The 22,660-nt window shown below is 42.0% G+C and carries 12 protein-coding genes; all 12 read right to left on the reverse strand.

The features are described from left to right. Window positions 1-26: 26 nt before the first annotated feature. A complete protein-coding gene (locus tag QM867_RS05680) occupies window positions 27-8,363 on the reverse strand; it encodes a G5 domain-containing protein (RefSeq protein ID WP_414315322.1) in 8,337 nt (2,778 codons plus the stop codon). Window positions 8,364-8,730: 367 nt separating this feature from the next. After that, window positions 8,731-8,976, reverse strand: a complete 246-nt coding sequence (locus QM867_RS05685; protein ID WP_045763157.1) for a DUF3165 family protein — start codon at window positions 8,974-8,976, stop codon at window positions 8,731-8,733. Between the two features lie 19 nt (window positions 8,977-8,995). Further along, on the reverse strand, window positions 8,996-10,837 hold the full coding sequence (typA, locus tag QM867_RS05690) for a translational GTPase TypA (protein ID WP_414315323.1): 1,842 nt from the start codon (window positions 10,835-10,837) through the stop codon (window positions 8,996-8,998). A gap of 106 nt (window positions 10,838-10,943) precedes the next feature. After that, window positions 10,944-11,255, reverse strand: a complete 312-nt coding sequence (locus QM867_RS05695) for an RHS repeat protein (protein WP_248035274.1) — start codon at window positions 11,253-11,255, stop codon at window positions 10,944-10,946. 139 nt (window positions 11,256-11,394) lie between these two features. Continuing rightward, the gene (locus tag QM867_RS05700; RefSeq protein ID WP_248035276.1) at window positions 11,395-12,105 is read right to left on the reverse strand and encodes a TipC family immunity protein; all 711 of its coding nucleotides are present in this window, start codon (window positions 12,103-12,105) and stop codon (window positions 11,395-11,397) included. Continuing rightward, window positions 12,102-13,760 (reverse strand): RHS repeat-associated core domain-containing protein, encoded by a 1,659-nt coding sequence (locus tag QM867_RS05705; protein WP_414315324.1) that lies wholly within the window; start codon window positions 13,758-13,760, stop codon window positions 12,102-12,104. Before QM867_RS05705 ends, QM867_RS05700 begins: the two co-directional genes overlap by 4 nt. A gap of 495 nt (window positions 13,761-14,255) precedes the next feature. Continuing rightward, window positions 14,256-14,750, reverse strand: coding sequence for a hypothetical protein (locus QM867_RS05710; RefSeq protein ID WP_000037407.1), 495 nt, complete (start codon window positions 14,748-14,750; stop codon window positions 14,256-14,258). Window positions 14,751-14,760: 10 nt separating this feature from the next. Continuing rightward, complete coding sequence (locus QM867_RS05715) at window positions 14,761-15,648, reverse strand: ribonuclease domain-containing protein (protein ID WP_414315325.1); 888 nt, start codon at window positions 15,646-15,648, stop codon at window positions 14,761-14,763. Between the two features lie 30 nt (window positions 15,649-15,678). Continuing rightward, window positions 15,679-17,244 carry an RHS repeat-associated core domain-containing protein gene (locus QM867_RS05720; protein WP_414315326.1) on the reverse strand — a complete coding sequence of 522 codons (1,566 nt, stop codon included), beginning with the start codon at window positions 17,242-17,244 and terminating at the stop codon, window positions 15,679-15,681. Between the two features lie 227 nt (window positions 17,245-17,471). Next, window positions 17,472-17,849 carry a hypothetical protein gene (locus QM867_RS05725; RefSeq protein WP_153225807.1) on the reverse strand — a complete coding sequence of 126 codons (378 nt, stop codon included), beginning with the start codon at window positions 17,847-17,849 and terminating at the stop codon, window positions 17,472-17,474. A 69-nt stretch (window positions 17,850-17,918) separates the two neighbouring features. Continuing rightward, entirely contained in the window at window positions 17,919-18,344 is a 426-nt protein-coding gene (locus QM867_RS05730; RefSeq protein ID WP_153225808.1) for a hypothetical protein, read from the reverse strand. After that, window positions 18,322-22,413: an RHS repeat-associated core domain-containing protein gene (locus QM867_RS05735; RefSeq protein ID WP_414315327.1), complete on the reverse strand. Its 4,092-nt coding sequence runs from the start codon at window positions 22,411-22,413 to the stop codon at window positions 18,322-18,324. Before QM867_RS05735 ends, QM867_RS05730 begins: the two co-directional genes overlap by 23 nt. Window positions 22,414-22,660 lie beyond the last annotated feature (247 nt).

A 22,660-nucleotide genomic window follows, 5' to 3' on the forward strand; every position in this document is an offset into this window, starting at 1 on the left:
CTCCTAATGATAGACTTATCTTTCCCTTAAGAAGTATAGATGGAATTTCTAAACTCATTTGATTCCTTGAGATATGCCTTGTATATAGCTTTTTTCAACGTCTGAACAGGAGTTTCAATGAATCGGTATTGTTTTTGGCTGATATTTCCTGCTTTGATTTGAGCAAGTTCTTCTTTAACCGCTTCTTCCATCAATTGCTTCATTCGTTCAGGACTAGAAATCACTTCCTGCTTACCTTTGTAGTCAATGGTAATCGGTTTTAACTTACTGATATTCGCAATCCGTTCATCCATTTGTTCCTTCTTGAATTGAGCATAGGTTTTACCAGCTAAGATCTTTTCAAAGATATATTGGTCTGACAAGGGACGATTCTCTTTTTCAGCATCTTGCTTGTACTGATTAGAGACATAAGGAACGAAACCTTCGTAATAGCCAAGTCCTGCCATGAGTTCAAAGGCTTGTTTTCTAAAGCTGATATCACCACTCATTCCCTTATCATTTTCGTTGACACCATAAATCGTATCAAACATATCAACGGTATAATAACCATTGGCATCTACTTTCCCTGTAGCCGTAAATCCTTTAATGATATAGCGATTTACCACGATATGATTGTCAATCAAACTATGAACATCTCCTAGCTTGCTAGCATCTGCCTCTGTTAAAGCCTTGATTTCCTCGCTCTGGTGGCTTGGTTTGACAGATGGATTTGGATAAGAAACAGGAGTTCTTGAACCACTTGTCGCACTCGGCAAGAGTTGCTTGAAGTAGACTGCCTTATCCGCAGCTGACAATCCTCGACTTGCCTCAGCTTCTAGATAATCTAAAGTATAGAGAACATCGAAACTACCGTGCATATATTCTTTCAAATCTGCGGCTGATTTAAAGCGCTCAGGTGTCTTGTTGTAGAAACTGTCTTTGTCACTCTCGTCATAGACAAAGTTCAAGTTAAAGTAGGTATCTGTTTCAGGAGTGTAGGAATTTTCAAAGATTCCACGTGCATAGAATTCTGCCCCAGTACCATCTCGTCGACCATAATTATTAAAGAGGACTGTGCGATCCAACAAGTGAGTCATTTCATGAGAATAGGTTGCTGACCCTCGATCGTCCAAAACCCTATCAATAAAGTAGCGAACACCAACCCCATTAGCCTCAGCACCTACTGATTGAGACGGAGAATACATGCCTAGCGGAGACATGAAGTCCTTGACTCCCTTATCCGCCTCTGAACCAAACTCCTTAGACCAGGTTTCCTTGATGCCTGCATTTTGCTTGCTAGTATACTTTTTCATAGTATCCACAATCAAACGGTTGGTTACTAGTTTTGATTGATTGTCTTTTTTAGTGATTCTATAAAGCGTATCAACATAAGCAGCCTGACGCTCAGCCGTCAAATCAACCAGTGCCTTCACTTTTTCCAATTCAGCTTTATATTGGGTAGGATTGCTCTGAGCCAGTGAGGTATCTATATAAGTTCCGATATTCCCGTAAGAAACGGTCGCCATATTTGTAATAGCATAAATACTTGGTTCCTTGATATTCACTAGGCCTAGAAGGGTTGCCAGGTTATATTGTTTGCGATTATCAATCTGTTGAGGTTCTGCCCCATACTTGGCAGGGTCAGAGGTTAATTTCGTGTAGAGACTTACATTTTCGTCTGTTTTTTCTTTAGATTTCTTCTCTACAACGATAGCTTTTGTAGCATCCTTCAACCAAGTATCACCATCCACGTTTGTAAAGGTTGTTCGGTTATAGTCAAGGAAGTCTAATAGGGTTGACTTATCGGTTACTTTTCCAAAGTAAGTTTCAAATGTTCGAGGACTATTGACCAGCTTCATCTCATCATAGCTCATTGAACCCAGAGATGTTAGCCACTCTAGTGATGTCACCTTCTTACCAAAGGAACTTGGATTGTAGGCAAGAATATCACGGATGTTGGTCTTGCCAAAGTCAATATTGTAGAAACGATTGATATAGGTCAAACCTAGGAGAATTTTTTCCTTATTAGCTTCTAGATCTGCCTGAACCTTAGCTCTGCTTTCCGCTGTGTTTCCAAGCACACTCAAGCTATGGGCTACAACTTTTTTAAGGTCTGTATCTAGGGTCTTTTTCGTTTCTTCAAGTGTGTCTTTAATAGATAATCTCTCTAGATATTCTTTGCGAAGGACTTCTTGAACCTCTTCATCTGAAATAGTAGGATTTGTCTTTTTGAGTTCAATTTTCTTACTAATCACATCTCGCCCCAAAATATTTGGTCTGAGGGCATTTGTCACATAAGCATTGGAAAGCAGGTCCACAGACTTCATTCCTTGGCTAGCTGGTCTTACATCAATGGCATTTTCTAACTCCGTATTCACTGGAAGAAGATGAGGTTTGTTTTCTTTGGTTCCCACCAAGATGATCTTTGGCTTCATTGCTTTTGTCACAGTACTTGTTTCCGTGTATGATAGCATTTCACCTGTTTGAGAATTTACTTCATAAACTCTGGTAGTGGTGGTCTCGCCAGGCTCTCCCTGACTTTCTACTTTTTCAAGATCCTTATCAAGTCTTGGATCCTGACGGCGTTCCTCCTTGATTGGAATTGGTGTCACGATGGTTTGGACATTTCCGACCTTCACTACCTTATCAATCGGAGCTGTTACTTCTTTTTGGTGATCTCTTTCTGTAACCTGACCTGTCTGAGCATCTACTTGGTAGGTAGTAGTCGTTTTTTCGCTTCCTTCCTTACCTGGAACAGCAACTTTTTCTGTTTGATAAGGAAGTGTCGGGTCCGCTTCATATATCGTATTATTTGCGATGACCCTTGTTTCTACACTTGGTTTGGTCCCAACTAGAACAACCTCATCTACCTTTTCCACCAGAGTTTTTGATGTACTAGCCTCTGTAATCTGACCACTGGTTTGATCTCTTGTATATCGTGTAGTGGTTTCTACTTTTCCATTGACCCCATGAATTTTCGTTTTTCTAGAACCGATCTCTTGGCTATCATCTGCTTGATAGATTGTTTTATATGGGATTGTTTGGGTTTCAACTTTTGGTTGTGGTACAGGCAAAGGCTCTTTTTTAGTCCCTACAAGGATGATTTCTGAAACCGGGGCTCTTGTTATTTCATTAGAAATCAGTTTGCGACTTTCCTTGCCGTTAGGTGTCGTCACCTCGGTTAAGATGGTACGTTCACCATCGACTCCAGCTTGAACAAGTCTAACTTGGTCGTCAGATAAAGTTGAGTCTTCCTTTCGAATAGTCTCATAAGGAACTGACTCTCTTGTTACTTCCAATTCTGGTTTTTCTTCAACAAGACTTGGTACACCTTCACTTGGGATTGAGGTAGAGTCTACCTTAGTGCCTACTGCGATAATTTCTGATACAGGGGAGGTGGTGACTTCATTGGAAACTACTTTACGAGTTTCCTTACCATCAACCTTGGTGACCTCGGTTAAGATAGTGCGTTCGCCTGTTACGCCTGATTGGATAAGGCGGATTTGACCCTTAAGTAAGTCTGGATCGTCCTGATGAAGAGTGTCATAGGCAACGGTTTCTGTCGTCACCTCTAACTCTGGCTTAACCTCGACCAAGCTTGAAGTACCTTCACTTGGGATTGAGGTGGAGTCTACCTTAGTACCTACTGCGATAATTTCGGAAACGGGCGCGGTCGTAACTTCATTAGAGACCTGCTTGCGATTTTCCTTGCCATCTACGATCATCACCTCGGTTAAAATAGTACGCTCACCTGATAGGCCTGCTTGGATAATACGAGTTTGACCCTTAAGCAAGTCTGGATCGTCCTGATGAAGAGTATCATAAGCAACCGCTTCTGTCGTAATTTCAAGCTCTGGTTTCACCTCGACCAAGCTTGGAGTACCTTCGCTTGGAATTGAAGCGAATTCTACCTTAGTGCCTACTGCTATGATTTCAGTAACTGGCGCCAAGGTTACAGTATTGGATTTGACTTGGCGGTCTTCCTTGCCATCTACAGTCGTGACTTCCGTTAAGATAGTACGCTCACCTGCTACGCCTGCTTGGATAATACGAGTTTGACCCTTAAGCAAGTCTGGATCGTCCTGATGAATAGTATCGTAAGCAACTGCTTCTGTCGTGACCTCTATCTCTGACTTCTCCTCGACCAAGCTTGGAGTACCTTCACTTGGAATTGGAGTGGATTCTACCTTAGTGCCTACTGCGATAATTTCGGAAATTGGCTCCAAGGTTACAGTATTGGATTTGACTTGGCGTTCTTCCTTGCCATCTACAGTCGTCACTTCCGTTAAAATAGTACGCTCACCTGCGACGCCTGCTCGAACAACACAAGTTTGACCCTTAAGCAAGTCTGGATCGTCCTGATGAATAGTGTCATAGGCAACGGCTTCTGTCGTCACCTCTAACTCTGGCTTAACCTCGACCAAGCTTGAAGTACCTTCACTTGGAATTGAGGTGGATTCTACCTTAGTGCCTACTGCGATAATTTCGGTAACTGGCTCCACAGTTACAGTATTGGATTTGACCTGGCGGTCTTCCTTGCCATCTACAGTTGTCACCTCTGTTAAGATAGTGCGCTCACCTGCTACACCTGCTCGGATAAGGCGAGTTTGACCCTTAAGTAGGTCTGGATCGTCCTGATAAACAGTATCATAGGCAACGACTTCTGTCGTAACCTCAAGTTCTGGCTTCACCTCGACCAAGCTTGGAGTGCCTTCACTTGGAGTTGAGGTGGATTCTACCTTAGTGCCTACTGCGATAATTTCTGAAACTGGCTCCAAAGTTACAGTGTTGGATTTGACTTGGCGGTCTTCCTTACCATCTACAGTCGTGACTTCCGTTAAAATAGTACGCTCGCCTACAACCCCTGCTCTGATGACACGAGTTTGACCCTTAAGCAAGTCTGGATTTTCCTGATGAATTGTGTCATAGGCAACGGCTTCTGTCGTGACCTCTAGCTCTGGTTTCACCTCGACCAAACTTGGTGCTCCCTCACTTGGGATTGAGGTGGATTCTACCTTAGTGCCTACTGCGATGATTTCGGTAACGGGTGCGGTGGTGACTTCATTGGAAACTACTTTACGGTTTTCCTTACCATCAACCTTGGTGACTTCGGTTAAAATAGTGCGCTTACCTGCTAATCCTGCTTGGATAATACGAGTTTGACCCTTAAGCAAGTCTGGATCGTCCTGATGAAGAGTGTCATAGGAAACTGCTTCTGTCGTCACTTCAAGTTCTGGCTTCTCCTCGACCAAGCTTGGTGCACCTTCACTTGGAATTGAAGTCGATTCTATCTTAGTGCCTACTGCGATGATTTCGGAAATCGGTTCTTGGGTAACACTATTGAATTTGACTTGGTGGACTTCCTTGCCATCTACAGTCGTCACCTCGGTTAAGATAGTACGCTCACCTGCTAGGCCTGATCGGATAAGGCGAGTTTCACCCTTAAGCAAGTCTGGATCGTCCTGATGAATAGTGTCATAGGCAATGGCTTCTGTCGTAACTTCAAGCTCTGGCTTCACCTCGACCAAGCTTGGAGTGCCTTCACTTGGAGTTGAGGTGGATTCTACCTTAGTGCCTACTGCGATAATTTCTGAAACTGGCTCCAAAGTTACAGTGTTGGATTTGACTTGGCGGTCTTCCTTACCATCTACAGTCGTGACTTCCGTTAAAATAGTACGCTCGCCTACAACCCCTGCTCTGATGACACGAGTTTGACCCTTAAGCAAGTCTGGATTTTCCTGATGAATTGTGTCATAGGCAACGGCTTCTGTCGTGACCTCTAGCTCTGGTTTCACCTCGACCAAACTTGGTGCTCCCTCACTTGGGATTGAGGTGGATTCTACCTTAGTGCCTACTGCGATGATTTCGGTAACGGGTGCGGTGGTGACTTCATTGGAAACTACTTTACGGTTTTCCTTACCATCAACCTTGGTGACTTCGGTTAAAATAGTGCGCTTACCTGCTAATCCTGCTTGGATAATACGAGTTTGACCCTTAAGCAAGTCTGGATCGTCCTGATGAAGAGTGTCATAGGAAACTGCTTCTGTCGTCACTTCAAGTTCTGGCTTCTCCTCGACCAAGCTTGGTGCACCTTCACTTGGAATTGAAGTCGATTCTATCTTAGTGCCTACTGCGATGATTTCGGAAATCGGTTCTTGGGTAACACTATTGAATTTGACTTGGTGGACTTCCTTGCCATCTACAGTCGTCACCTCGGTTAAGATAGTACGCTCACCTGCTAGGCCTGATCGGATAAGGCGAGTTTCACCCTTAAGCAAGTCTGGATCGTCCTGATGAATAGTGTCATAGGCAATGGCTTCTGTCGTAACTTCAAGCTCCGGCTTCTCCTCGACCAAGCTCGGAGCACCTTCACTTGGAATTGAGGTGGATTCTACCTTAGTGCCTACTGCTATGATTTCGGTAACTGGTTCTAAGGTTACAGTATTGGATTTGACCTGGCGGACTTCCTTGCCATCTACAGTCGTCACTTCCGTTAAGATCGTGCGCTCACCTGCGACGCCTGCTCGAACAACACCAGTTTGACCCTTAAGTAAGTCTGGATCGTCCTGATGAATTGTGTCATAAGCAACGGATTCTGTCGTCACCTCTAACTCTGGCTTAACCTCGACCAAGCTTGAAGTACCTTCACTTGGAATTGAGGTGGATTCTACCTTAGTGCCTACTGCGATAATTTCGGTAACTGGCTCCACAGTTACAGTATTGGATTTGACCTGGCGGTCTTCCTTGCCATCGACTGTCGTCACTTCCGTTAAAATAGTACGCTCACCTGCAACGCCTGCTTGGATAAGGCGAGTTTGACCCTGAAGCAAGTCTGGATCTTCCTGATGAAGAGTGTCATAGGCAACTGCTTCTGTCGTAACTTCCAATTCTGGTTTATCTTCGACAAGACTTGGAGTACCTTCACTTGGAATTGAAGTGGACTCTACCTTAGTGCCTACTGCGATAATTTCGGTAACGGGCGCGGTTGTTATTTCATTAGAAACCAGTTTGCGAGTTTCCTTGCCATCGACAGTTGTCACCTCAGTTAAGATGGCACGCTCACCGGCTACTCCTGCTCTGATGACACGGGTTTCACCCTTAAGCAAGTCTGGATCGTCCTGATGAATAGTTTCATAGGCAACGGCTTCTGTCGTAACTTCCAATTCTGGTTTATCTTCAACAAGACTTGGTGCACCTTCACTTGGGATTGAGGTAGATTCTACCTTAGTGCCTACTGCTATGATTTCGGAAATTGGATCCAAAGTCACAGTATTGGATTTGACTTGGCGGTCTTCCTTGCCATCTACAGTCGTCACTTCTGTTAAGATAGTGCGCTCGCCTGCAACCCCTGCTCGGACAACACGAGTTCGGCCCATAAGCAAGTCTGGATCGTCCTGATGAATAGTATCATAAGCAACGGCTTCTGTCGTGACCTCTAGCTCTGGTTTCACCTCGACCAAGCTTGGTGTTCCCTCACTTGGGATTGAGGTGGATTCTACCTTAGTGCCTACTGCGATGATTTCGGTAACTGGTTCTAAGGTTACAGTGTTGGATTTGACTTGACGGGCTTCCTTGCCATCTACAGTCGTCACTTCCGTTAAGATCGTTCGCTTACCTGCGACGCCTACTCGGATAACTCGTGTTCGACCCTTAAGTAAGTCTGGATCGTCCTGATAAATAGTGTCATAAGCAACGGCTTCTGTCGTGACCTCTAGCTCTGGTTTCACCTCGACCAAGCTTGGTGCTCCCTCACTTGGGATTGAGGTGGATTCTACCTTATCTGCTTGTGGAGAATGTGGTTTTGTATTTTCATTTCTAGAAACTTCTCCATTCCCCCTTACAAAATAATAGCCTGTAAATTCATATCCCTCAATCTTTTCTGGACTAGGCAAAAATTCTCCTGCAACTGTTTTGACAAGAGCTGGACGAAGCTCTACTAAGTTCTCCAAGGCAGAAACTGATAGAGCAGTTCCACCTACAGCAAAAACTGTCACTAGAAAGAGAGAGGCTCCCTTTCTCTTTTTAATGAGAGTGAGTGAAACCAGCAAGATTCCTGTACCTAGCACAGGCAGAATGGCATTTGAAAACAAGCCAGTATCAGGTAACTTCGCAGTAGATTTACGGTAGACGAAGTAATAATCCTTACCTTCCTCCACTTTGATAGCATTTTCTTCAAACCAACGCAATTCAGCCTTCAAAGATTCAGGTAGATCTTTATCTTCCACATAGTGTGACACTAGCTGGGGAATCCTCTCCTCTGCAAGCACAGCATTTCCGCTTGTACCTACAAAAAACAAACTCGTTCCCAATAAGACGGAACAAGTTCCTACTGCATACTTTCTCAAAGAAAAGCGTTGTTTTGCTTTAAAATGATGTTGTTTCATGATAAACTCCAATTTCGTATCTATTCCTTCTTCCAGTATATCAAAAATAGTAAACGCCTACAAAAGATTTAAATAATAAAATTGCCTTATCTAGCTTCTTTATCCAAATTTTAAAGAAATCCATCCTTATCCTTTGTAAACATTCACAGTAAGAACGTAATTTCCTCCCAGAAGTTCTTCTATTATCTGCTACTTAATAAAAATCTAGTGAATGAAAGTAGGAGGCCGATGAAGCTTAAAGAGCCTAAATTTCTAGATTATACAAAGCAAAAACCACAAGTAAGCTCAGTTTTACTGACTTCACTTGTGGTAGTTATGTTTTATCAAAATATTTACCGAATCCTAGTAGAACCCCAAAGCCACTTACCTATCTCTTTTTCACCGACATTAAGGATATATCTCGCAAACTAAAGTAAGTAAGGACCAGCATTGCTACTGTGATAAAGAATTCTGTTGGTAGCTGAAAGATTTGTAGGATGGACAACATGAGCAAAATCACGAGGGAAACGAGACCAAAAACAAGAATTACAATATTAACCGTCCCCTTGATACTTTGAGGTGTCGCAAATATGTAGAGTAAGAGTAATAAAATCCCTATGATTAAATAGACCATTTTCTGCTCTTTCTAGCTCTTATTCAGCTGATTTTTTCTTTTTGTTTGCTTTCTCACGCTCTGCCTTGTTAAGGATTTGTTTACGCAAACGAATAGATTCAGGCGTTACTTCCATGTATTCATCGTCGTTCAAGAACTCAAGTGATTCTTCAAGAGTCAAGATACGAGGAGTCTTGATAACCGCTGTTTGGTCCTTAGTTGCTGAACGAACGTTGGTCATTTGTTTCGCTTTCGTAATATTAACAGTCAAGTCATTTTCACGAGAGTTTTCACCGATGATCATGCCTTCGTAAACCTCAGTACCTGGGTTAACAAAGATTGTTCCACGTTCTTCGATAGACATGATAGAGTATGTTGTTGCCTTACCAGTATCGATAGAAACAAGTGCACCACGGTGACGTCCACCGATTTCACCTGGAATCAATGGCAAGTATTGGTCGAAGGTATGGTTCATGATACCGTAACCACGAGTCATTGACAAGAACTCAGTTGAGTATCCAATCAAACCACGGGCTGGAACAAGGAAGACCAAACGAGTTTGACCATTACCAGTTGAAATCATATCCAACATTTCACCTTTACGCTCTGAAAGACTTTGGATAACAGATCCTTGGTACTCTTCTGGTGTGTCGATTTGAACACGTTCAAATGGTTCACATTTAACACCATCAATTTCTTTTACGATAACTTCTGGACGAGATACTTGAAGCTCATAACCCTCACGACGCATTGTTTCGATAAGGATTGACAAGTGCAATTCCCCACGTCCTGAAACCGTCCATTTATCTGGTGAATCAGTTGGGTCAACACGAAGAGAAACGTCTGTTTGCAATTCTGCTTGAAGGCGCTCTTCTACCTTACGAGAAGTGACCCATTTACCTTCTTTACCAGCAAATGGTGAATTATTAACCAAGAATGTCATTTGAAGAGTTGGCTCATCGATGTGTAGGATTGGAAGTGCTTCAACTGCATCTGTTGGAGTGATGGTTTCACCAACGAAGATATCTTCCATACCAGATACGGCAATCAAGTCACCAGCTTTGGCTTCTTGAATTTCACGACGTTCCAAACCAAAGAAACCGAAGAGTTTTGTGACACGGAAGTTCTTAGTTGTACCATCCAATTTAGAAAGGGTAACTTGGTCCCCAACCTTTACACTACCACGGAAGACACGTCCGATACCGATACGACCTACGAAGTCATTGTAGTCAAGAAGTGACACTTGGAATTGAAGGGGCTCATCTGAGTTATCGATTGGAGCTGGAATGTGGTCGATAATGGTATCAAAGATTGGCGCCATAGTCTTTTCTTGGTCTGCTGGATCATCTGACAATGAAGATGTTCCGTTGATCGCTGACGCATAAACAACTGGGAAGTCAAGCTGGTCATCATCCGCACCAAGCTCGATGAAAAGTTCCAAGACTTCATCTACTACTTCTGCTGGACGAGCTGATGGCTTGTCAATTTTGTTAACCACAACGATAGGCACAAGGTCTTGTTCCAAGGCTTTTTTCAATACGAAACGAGTCTGTGGCATAGTTCCTTCGTAAGCATCTACGACCAAAACAACACCGTCAACCATTTTCATGATACGCTCAACTTCTCCACCGAAGTCCGCGTGTCCTGGTGTGTCCATGATGTTGATACGAGTTCCGTTGTAGGCAACTGCTGTATTTTTCGCAAGGATAGTGATTCCACGCTCTTTTTCGATATCGTTTGAGTCCATTGCACGCTCAGCTAATTCTGTACGCGCGTCAAGAGTTTCAGATTGTTTCAACAATTCGTCAACGAGGGTAGTTTTACCGTGGTCGACGTGGGCGATAATCGCGATATTACGGATATCTTCTCTTAATTTTGTCATGATTTCCTCTATTGTATTCAAAAATTTATTTTCTAACTGAACGATTATACCACAATTTTAAGCAAATGACTTAATTCAAGTAAGTGTAAATGTTTTCAAAAGATCGTTATTCTGCTATAAATTGAAATTCAGTAGAAAAGGCATATTCAACTAATGTACTAAAGTTACGGAAAATAGTACAGCTGATGGTTTTCCCATCGGACTTGGTTACTTTTTCGAGCTGGTTATTGACATTGTAGGTATAGGTCTCCTTATCTCCAAGACTGGTCATGCGCTCCACTAGATTGGAAAGCTGGTCATAGCTGTAGCTTGTGACCTTACCATTTCCATTCGTAACCGAAGTGGCATTGCCCACACTGTCGTAGGTATAGCTAGAGGTAGAAGCCTTCTCTCCACTTCCTTGTGTTGCTGTAAGCAACTGATCCTTTAGGTTATAGGTGTGACATAAAACTCTCGAAGAAATCCTTCCCCGAGAGTTTTTGCATGTTTGTATTACAACAGAAGATAGCCGTTTAATATAGAGCAACTAAATACTGAGAGCCTAAAAATCGGTTAATCTATTCAGAAAAACTTAGTGGCACAATCTCTACATCCCCAAGATTGTCAACTGAATAACGTTGACTGCCATTTTTAAACCAGCGTTCTAGAACGACATCATAGAGCATGAAGCGGGATTTTTCTTTAATCCAAGCTTCATCAATCCCATAAGGCTTTAAATACTCTAGTGCTTCGTTGGGATTAGTTAAGTAAAAATTTGGTTTTTCCACAGTGCCCGCTCTCTTAAAATACGACTCCAAATTTATCTCCCCGCTATCCTTATTTCTTATATTATACCCAGCTAAGTAGTATGCCAGTGAACTTTTAGAATCCGAAATTTCGATAGTTTGGTTAAGATTTTTATTCTTATAATTGTATCTAATAAATAGATATCTCCCATCAGATAATAGTTGCTGGTATTCAATAATAAAAGTTTCTTCAAAACCTACAATCACTTCTAAACTTTCATTTTCAGACAATCCTGCATCAAGTCCTATAGGAATTATCCAGTCTGGATCTCTAAACGATTGACTCCCGTCAACGGCTTTACTAAAATCAGCAAGTCCAGGTAAAACACCACTATGGGTTTCTGCATAGTTCATTTCCAAAAAAACATTACTTAAAGATTCATACACTCCCTTATAATAATTCTTTTGATAGACACGATATAGACCAAACAAAGTTAGAAAAACTAATAAAATTATGAGTACGATTTTTAAAAATTTTTTCATCTACCTTTTTCCTTACTTAAATCTTGGATAAACTGATAAGCAACATTGTTCTTCTCTTTTAACATCTCCATTGCTTGGGTATCATCCTGATGATTGATTCCTGTCTCTTTATAAATTTGCTTTTTAACATACTCCATTCCACCTATATTCTTTAAAAATTCAGATTCCCTTGAATAGCTATTAGTAGAAAGTTGATCATAGTATTGATTAGTGGCTGCAACATAGGATATTCTCTGATTTTTCATGATAGATATAATATTAACTGCATCAAGGTCTGCCTTATAATCAGGTATATTCATACTTGGAGTATTACCGATTGTCACATCTCCTAACCAACCAGATAGGTCATTAGTATGTTGGTGACTATTACCCCAATATCCTTTTCTAAGCCCTTCAAAATTCGCAAGACGATTTTTGTTATCGTATAAATTAGTTGCAGTAGTAATACTTTGATGGGCGAAATCTGTAACAGTCTCACCCCCAGTATTGGCTCTCTCATACTGTTCATTTATCCTAGCTTGTATTATCTTATATTCCTCTCCAGACAATCCGAAACGGTTCATTTGTTCTTCTATGGTGTGATGGGGTTTAGCTCCACCTGTTGAACCTGGTCCAGCAGTTCCATTCCATTTAACAATATCCTTCAAGTATTCTAATACAGAATCGTTCCATTGTGCATTCTCATCGTTATAAATGATTCCACCTACTAAACGATTATAGACATAATCGGCATTTCTACCTTCTTTTTTCTCAATATTTTTATATAATTTCCACAATAATTCTGAAGTTTCTTCATCAAAACCATATTGTTTTTTAAGATTTTGCTTAAACTCGTATGCTGAAACACTATAATCATCAACCGAGTTGGCCTTATTTTCTCCCTTATCGGACGCACCGATTGTTTTTGGATCACAGACATGTTTCAAGGTGTTTTCTAATGCCGTATTCCAATTCCGATATAGATTTAGACCTTCTCGGATTGTTGGCGAAGACTTAATGCCTGTAGCTATCGCATAGGCAGACTGGATCACTTGTTGGCGCTTAGCTTCTATCTGTGCTGCCACTAGTTGATATTGATGTTGTACATAGTCACTGGCACTATTGTAGGCCGTTTGAACCTTATTCCACTGTCGACTACCCCAATTAACCGCACGATTGTATTGGGTGCTAACCCAGTTAGTCGCATAATTAAAGGCACTCTTGGTCGCATTCCAAGCCTTGGATGCGACACTCTTCACACCATTCCAGGTGTTTGAGGCCACTCTTTTCACAGTATTCCAAGTATTAGATGCAACCTTTTTCACACCATTCCATGCATTAGAGGCTGTCTTTTTAACATAGTTCCAGCCTTTTTTGATACTGTTCCAGAAATGCCCACTCGGGTCGGTGTAGTTAACAGGGTTGTTCTGCACATAGCTGTATCGGTTCTGGCTGAGAGGATCTGTGTCCTCACCTGGGTAGCTATCCTCGGTTAAGAAAGTACCTCCCTGACTATCATAATATCTTGCGCGTAAATAGTCAAGTCCAGTATCGTCACGAGCTTCGCCATTATAGGCAAATGGATTGCCTGTTGTGTCTGTGCTTGTCTTTCTTGCCCCATAGAGATGATAGCTGCTTGATGCGACGGCTTGTCCATCCTTGGTCAAACCTGTCACAGAGCCCAACTGGCATAGGTCACTTCTCCCTGATCCGGTAGGTTACCGAGTTCTGGTGGGTTGACAACGATTCCCTCCTTAGTCACTGTAAGCAACTGATCCTTTAAGTCATAGATGTAACATAAAACTCTCGAAGAAATCCTTCCTCGAGAGTCTTTGCATGTTTCTATCACAACAGAAGAGGTTAATTTAAACAATTAGTACGATTCTAGTTAAGATAATCATGTAATTTAATTTCTCTTTTTAAGTTTTTCAAAAACATTCTAAGCAAATTATTTCTGAGAACTTTTCAATTTATTAACTTAAATAAATAATTAAATTCCTATAGTCTCAGATACTAAATAACAATCACTTTTCCAACTTGAAAATAAGAGGAAATTTCTCAGAAATTACATCTATCCCAAAATTAATACCAATTACTTGATAATGGTGAAAAGTTTTGAAATATACTTGTTGTAATTTTTCTCTTAACCTAGTATTCTCATCTAACCTTTATCACTGTGCAATATCGGACCAAAAAGGAATTTGGGGTAAATTAGATAGATTTGTCTCTCTGCTTACTGTGATTCCATGAAAATAATCAGTTAGGCTTTTTGAATAATAAATGATATCTGAACCAACAATTGAAAATACAGGCGAAATTGGAGTATTACATGATGCAATATACCTATGACCAAAAATGGGCAATAATGTTGGGGAATTCATTAAACGACTTAGTATTTCTCCTTTTGTAAGTTCTAAATTACTTGGAGCTTCTCCCCAATTATCGCTCCAATCAACATATTCTATTTCTTCTGCTATATTTTCTTTTATTACTTGTATATAATTACTCAACACCTTAACATTCTGAGGTGAAAAATCACTCCAATCATACCAGTTTTCAGGAAGTTCCTCCATATTTCCATAAACTTTTTTAAATTCGTCAGGTAAATAAACGCTATAAATTTCTTCTATCTTTCTAAATGTTCTATTATTAAATTTCTTTGACATTATATTCCCCTTATTTTATTCTTATAAAAGTTTGATAGTGATCTTGAGTATACCATATGGATCCATCTTCACCTATAACAATTCTTTCCATTCCTCTTGGCACTCCTTTTTGATATGGATGAACATCGTACTCTTTATAAGTAATTCCATCGGGAAGGAGTTCTTCACCATCTAAAGGCTCATTTTTATAAACTTTTCCTCCTTTAAATCCATCTGGTGGATTACCCTTATTGTTTTTAATCTGTGAAATAGTATCTTCAACATATTGAGGAATTTTATTAACATCTTTGACATCATCTACTTTATCCGCCACACGAGCAGCGTCTGATGCCTTGTCCGCTGCCTTTGCAGCTTTCGAAGCATCTTTAGCTTTATCAGCTGCCTTTGTAGCTTTTGAAGCATCATTGACTGCGTCTACTGCATCGAGTGCTTTTTCAAGTTTCCTTAATTTGCCAGCCTTAGCTATAGGAAAGAAATTACTTGCAATATCAACAGCTAACTCTGCACCTGCCGCCCAACGATTTGCGTCTTCGCCCGTTAGTGGATCTTTCCCTGTAACTAAACGTTCTCCATTATTCCAGCCTATGAATTCAGCTGCTAAAGTTGGAAGTTTAGCTTTATTTTCTTGGTTAAACTTCGCAAATTTTACATTAGAGGCATAGGCATTTTCCTCAGGAGTCATTGGGGGAGCCTTTAGATACTCCTCTAATGTCATCCTATCAATTCGCTCTTTCTGATCCGGTCTAAGTCCATGTCTTGCCGCATCTTCATACTTTCTAAAGTCTGCGACAGATGGAACTTTATTTTCTCCCTTATCGGAGGCACCAGTTGTTTTTGGATCACAGACATGTTTTAAGGTATTCTGCAAGGCTGTTCCCCAGTTTCGGAGGAGATTCATGCCTTCTCGGATTGTAGGGGAGGCCTTAAATCATATTGCCACAGCATAGGCAGTACGAATTGCTTGATAGTGTAGTTCTTGAATACGAGCTTGTGCTTGCTGGTATTTCGTTTGAACATAATCGACTGTACTATTGTAGGTCGTTTGAACCTTATTCCACTGTCTGCCAACCCAGTTAACACCTCTATCAATCTGTCTACCAACCCAGTTAATGCCTCTATCAATCTGTCTGCCAACCCAGTTAACGCCTCTATCAATCTGTCTGCCAACCCAATTAACGCCTCTACTAATCTGTCTGCCAACCCAATTAACGCCTCTACTAATTTGTCTGCCAGCCCAATTAAGACCTGACTTAACATAGTTCCAGCCTTTTTTGATACTGTTCCAGAAGTGCCCACTCGGGTCGGTATAGTTGACGGGGTTGTTCTGCACATAGCTGTAACGGTTCTGGCTGAGAGGGTCTGTTTCCTCACCTGGGTAGCTATCCTCGGTTAAGAAAGTACCTCCCTGACTATCATAATACCTTGCGCGTAAATAGTCAAGTCCAGTATCGTCACGGGCTTCGCCGTTATAGGCAAAGGGCTGACCTGTTGTGTCTGTGCTTGTCTTTCTTGCTCCATAGAGGTTATAGCGACTGGATGCGACGGCTTGTCCATCCTTGGTCAAACCTGTCACAGAGGCTGATTGGTTAGTCAAGTAGTTGTAGCTGTCACCTGTTTGGTTGTTGAGGTAGCTGGTTCGACCCTGACCATAGCTATAGGTCTCACGAGCCTTGCCATCATGGTCATAGGTTTCGAGGACTTCTGTATGTTCACGATTGACATCGTTGACATAGTTGCGTTCCTCGTAGTAGTTATAGGTATCCTCTCGTGTGGTATAAGGAATCAGGACATCCTGAACCTGACTGGCATAGGTTACTTCTCCCTGACCAGGTAAGTTGCCAAGTTCTGGTGGGTTGACCACGATTCCTTCCTTGGTTGCTCGATCCTTAGCCACTTTCTGGTGATAGGCTCTAGACACATCGTCAAAGATGCTGTGCCAGATGCTTCCTACTGTCTGTGGTAGGGTGGATAGGGCTTGGAGGACATTCTGACTGAAGCCATACCAGAAGAGGGAGTTTTTCTCCCCACTTGGGGCTGTATATGGCGACTTACGACCTGACTTGCCTCTACCTGCATGCGATGCCTGATCACCAGATTGATCTTCCTTAGGTTTGCGTTGGAAGAGTTGATAAGTGTTCTTGCCTTCCTTGCGACTAGCAGTGAAGACACGGTTATCATCTCCGTCGTAAAGTGCAGCCATGAGAAGACCCTTCTTGTCCTTGATCGCAAGTAAGCGGTTCTCTGTGTCGTAGATGTAGTCTAACTTCTCTGAGTTTTTCTCAGAAGCGATGCGATTGCCATTCTTGTCGTAGGTATAGGTGATAGTGCCATCTGGACCTTCTAGTTTGGTCAAGCGGTTATGGTCATCGTAGGTAAAGTGTATCTGGCTCTCCTTGCCATCGACTGTCTCGGTGCTGGTTAGTTTATTGCCGGCTAAGTCATAGGTGTAAGAGAGTTTAGAGAGTTCCTTACCAGCTCCATCCGATACAGTCATGTTTTCCACTTGACCCAGAGTATCGTAAGTGTAGGTATGGACTAGGGTTTCGCCATCCTGCTTGATGGTTTCTTTGGCAATGTAGCCACCATCATCATACTCATAGCCGTAGCTGGAGATGAGTTTGTCCTGCTTGTCTACTGTGAGACTAATATAAAATAAACTAGGGGAAATTTTCCCCTAGTTAGAAATTGAACCAAGTCACAAATTGTCTTTGTGAAAGTAATTTATATTTTCTCCACTTTTACATCATTTTCAGATAGAATATCCACTAAATATTCTGTCGACATTATGAAATAGTGATGAAGCTTTTTATTAGCTATATTTGCAGAAGCGACCAAATCACCAAACTCTGTATTCTCGACCTCATAGATATAGTTGGTCAGATAAAGTGGTCTGTTCTCTGCCAATCCTTGTTCCCAGTATTTATCTCTTAATTCTAAACTTTCCTGGACTGTTCGGAAAGCCCAGATCTTTGTAAAGGTAAATTTAAATTTTTCTGAATCTTCCAAGTAGACAATTAGAGTGTCCCCATCTATATTTATCTCAATACCATAGTCGCCAAAAGGAATAAAGTCCGGTTTAATTTTCGTCCATTTTTCCATATCATTTCTCCAAGTTCTATTTTCCGATAATTGTACTAAAGTCATGTACATGTTTGATTAGCAAATTTTCTAGTATTGGCTGATATCTAATTTCAAATTTGCAGAAACAAGAATCTCCACTACACTATCTTGAGTTATGATTATATAATGTCGTGAATGCAAAGTTCCTAGATCATAATATGATGTGTATTCCAGTTTTCTCACTAATTGACTATTCTTGACTTCGTAAATGACATTTTGAAAATTATTTTTTTCAAATTTTGTAAACATCTCTTTATCTAGAATTGCAGATAAATACAATTCCCTGCTAAAGACTCGTGCTTCATCATAATAAATACATGATAATTTAAAACGGTTTTGCTCTCCAATCAGCCTAATTTCTTGACCATCTGACAAATTTGTCAACAAGACTTTTAACCTATAGTTATCTACAGAAATCAAACCTTTAAAGACTTCTACCCATTCTTCATTTTTAGTCTCCATATCTAATTTCATATGAAACCCCTCCTTTTGATTGCTTTATTTGGAATTCCAGTGTTGTTCCTAAATCACTTGTACTTCCAGGTCTAACAACAACCTTTGTTCCATCATCTAAAGTACCCCTATACCCTTTACCAAATGAAGTATTAATTTCCGTTACATTTTCTAAGGGTAATGAATTGAAATCTTCAATTGCTTTATTATAGCCTCCATGTGATTTAAAGTTTTTCGTTCCACTTTTTCCTGAAATATCTTCCATTCCCGAAACAAATTTATCAGCAATTTCTTCACTAGTTAGAGCCCTTGTCCCATCTTTAACATCATCTACTTTATCTGCCACACGAGCAACATCTGATGCTTTATCAGCTGTCTTCGTAGCTTTCGAAACATCATTGACTGCGTCTACTGCATCAAGTGCTTTCTCAAGTTTCCTTAATTTGCCAGCCTTAGCTATAGGAAAGAAATTACTTGCAATATCAACAGCTAACTCTGCACCTGCCGCCCAACGATTTGCATCTTCGCCCGTTAGTGGATCTTTCCCTGTAACTAAACGTTCTCCATTATTCCAGCCTATTAATTCAGCTGCTATAGTTGGAAGTGTAGCTTTATTTTCTTGGTTAAACTTCGCAAATTTTACATTAGATGCATAGGCATTTTCCTCAGGAGTCATTGGGGGAGCCTTTAGATACTCCTCCAATGTCATTTTATCAATTCGCTCTTTCTGATCCGGTCTAAGTCCATGTCTTGCCGCATCTTCATACTTTCTAAAGTCTGCGACAGATGGAACTTTATTTTCTCCCTTATCGGAGGCACCGGTCGTTTTTGGATCACAGACATGTTTCAATGTGTTTTCTAATGCCGTATTCCAATTCCGATATAGATTTAGACCTTCTCGGATTGTTGGCGAAGACTTGATGCCTGTAGCTATCGCATAGGCAGATCGAACCACTTGTTGGCGCTTAGCTTCTATCTGTGCTGCCACTAGTTGATATTGATGTTGTACATAGTCACTGGCACTATTGTAAGCCGTTTGAACTTTATTCCACTGTCGACTACCCCAATTAACCGCACGATTGTATTGGGTGCTAATCCAGTTAGTCGCATAGTTGAAAGCACTCTTGGTCGTATTCCAAGCTTTGGAGGCGACACTCTTCACACCATTCCAGGTGTTTGAGGCCACTCGTTTCACCGTATTCCAGGTATTAGAAGCGACTCGTTTTACACCATTCCATGCATTAGAGGCTGTCTTTTTAACATAGTTCCAGCCTTTTTTGATACTGTTCCAGAAGTGCCCACTCGGGTCTGTATAGTTGACGGGGTTGTTCTGCACATAGCTGTAACGGTTCTGGCTGAGAGGATCCGTCACCTCACCTGGATAACTATCCTCGGTTAAGAAAGTACCTCCCTGACTATCATAATACCTTGCTCGTAAATAGTCAAGTCCAGTATCGTCACGAGCTTCGCCATTATAGGCAAATGGCTGACCCGTTGTGTCTGTGCTTGTCTTTCTTGCGCCATAGAGGTTATAGCTAGTTGATGCGACGGTTTGCCCATCCTTGGTCAATCCTGTCACAGAACCTGACTGGTTAGTCAAGTAGTTGTAGCTGTCATCTGTTTGGTTGTTGAGGTAGCTAGCTCGACCCTTACCATAACTATAGGTCTCACGAGCCTTGCCATCATGATCATAGGTTTCAAGGACTTCTGTATGTTCACGATTGACATCGTTGACATAGTTGCGTTCCTCGTAGTAGTTGTAGGTGTCCTCTCGTGTGGTATAAGGAATCAGGACATCCTGAACCTGACTGGCATAGGTTACTTCTCCCTGTCCAGGTAAGTTACCGAGTTCTGGTGGATTGACCACGATCCCTTCCTTAGTTGCTCGATCCTTAGCCACTTTCTGGTGATAGGCTCTCGACACATCGTCAAAGATGCTGTGCCAGATGCTTCCTACTGTCTGTGGTAGGGTGGATAGGGCTTGGAGGACATTCTGGCTAAAGCCATACCAGAAGAGGGAGTTTTCTTCCCCACTTGGGGCTGTATATGGCGACTTACGACCTGACTTGCCTCTACCTGCATGCGATGCCCGATCACCAGATTGATCTTCCTTAGGTTTGCGTTGGAAGAGTTGATAGGTATTTTTGCCTTCCTTGCGACTGGCAGTGAAGACACGATTATCATCCCCGTCGTAAAGTGCAGCCATGAGAAGGCCCTTCTTGTCCTTGATCGCAAGCAAGCGATTCTCTGTGTCGTAGATATAGTCTAGCTTCTCTGAATTCTTCTCAGAAGCGATGCGATTGCCATTCTTGTCGTAGGTATAGGTGATAGTGCCATCTGGACCTTCTAGTTTGGTCAAGCGGTTATGGTCATCGTAGGTAAAGTGTGTCTGGTTCTCCTTGCCATCAACTGTCTCGGTGCTGGTCAGTTTATTGCCGGCAAGGTCATAGGTGTAGGAGAGCTTGGAAAGTTCCTTACCAGCTCCATCCGATACCGTCATGTTTTCCACTTGACCCAGAGTATCGTAGGTGTAGGTATGGACTAGGGTTTCGCCATCCTGCTTGATGGTTTCTTTGGCAATGTAGCCACCATCATCATACTCATAGCCGTAGCTAGAGATGAGTTTGTCCTGCTTGTCCATATGACGGAGTTCGGTGAGACGGTGAGCCTTGTCATAGGTCAAGAAACTCTTGGTTCCATCTCCCCGAACAACATCCGTCAGATCCCCTGCTGGGTTGTAGCTATAGCTGGTCTTTTGTCCCTTAACATCTGTCACAGAAGTGAGACGATCCAGTTCATCATAAGTGTAAGAGACTGTACTGCCATCTGGGTAAATCATCTTCGAGATATTGCCATAGGCATCATACTCATACTGGATCAGGCTACCATCTCCCTGACGAACACCCGTGATCTCGCCTTCTTCGTTGGTCGCGTACTGACTAGTTCCTGTCAGATCACTCATAGACACCCGACGGCCATCCGCATCATAAGTATAGAGGACTTGACCATCTTGCTTTTCAGAGTACTCCACCTTGAGCAGTTGATCCAGCTTGTTGTAATCATAGCTGATAGTTTTCCCATCGGACTTGGTTACTTTTTCGAGCTGGTTATTGACATTATAGGTATAGGTCTCCTTATCTCCAAGACTGGTCATGCGTTCCACTAGATTGGAAAGCTGGTCATAGCTGTAGCTTGTGACCTTGCCATTTCCATTCGTGACCGAAGTGACATTGCCCACACTGTCGTAGGTATAGCTAGAGGTGGAAGCCTTCTCTCCACTTCCTTGTGTCGCTGTAAGCAACTGATCCTTTAGGTCGTAGGTGTAGGTCTTGACACGCTTGCTTCCGGATGTGACACTGGTGAGGTTGCCATTGGCATCATAGGTCATGCTTGCGACGCCACCAGCCTCATCTGTAATCTTCGTGAGATGATTATCGTGGTCATAGCCATACTTAGTCCACTGGCCTGCCGTATCGCTCTCTGAGGTGAGGCGATTGAGGCTATCATAGGTCCGCTTGGTTACTTGACCGAGAGGATTCGTCTCCTCAAGGAGATTGCCATTCGGATCATAGGTATAGGTCGTTTCGCGCTTACCATTGATAGTTCGTTTGGTCACCTGACCGACTGGGTCATAGCTTGACTCCACTGTTCGACCAGTTGGCGTTTTGATCGTTTTTAGTTGATCGAGGGTCGTATAGTCAAAGGTGGTTGTAGCACCGGACGGCTTGGTCAGTTTGGCTAGATTCCCCGCTTCATCGTAGCTATACTTGGTTTCAAGGTCAAGGGCGTTCTTAGCCGTTAAGAGACGACCAACCTTGTCATAGCTATAGTGATTGCTTCGGTCGGATTGGTCTGTCTCTTTCACCAAGTTTCCAGACACATCATAGCTATAGGTTTTTGATAGCCCCTGTGGACCTGTTTGCTTAGTGAGACGGCCCAAGGCATCATAGGCGTAGGTATAAGCTGCCTCATTTGGTAAGGTGCGTTTGGTCACACGACCATAAAGGTCATTGACATAGTTGGTGCTATGACCGTTGGCATCTGTTTCTTTTGCCAAGCTACCTGTAGCGTCATAGGCATACTGAGTCACTCCACCTACACATTATCTTAAGTTAAACCTCACTATTTTGCTTACTATTTGAAAATGAAGTTGAGACCGCATCATCTCAACTTCACTTTGTAATTATTTTTTCTTAGTTCTCAAATCCCACTCCGCCTGTAATCTGGGTAATGAGGTCTAAATGTTCTTTGACGGTAACTTATTGCAGAATTTCAGTAATAGTGACTTCTATTTCTGACTTTAAATCATAAAATCCTATATGTACGCTATTCTTGTA

Source organism: Streptococcus infantis (assembly GCF_047463635.1).
Taxonomy (GTDB): domain Bacteria; phylum Bacillota; class Bacilli; order Lactobacillales; family Streptococcaceae; genus Streptococcus; species Streptococcus infantis_W.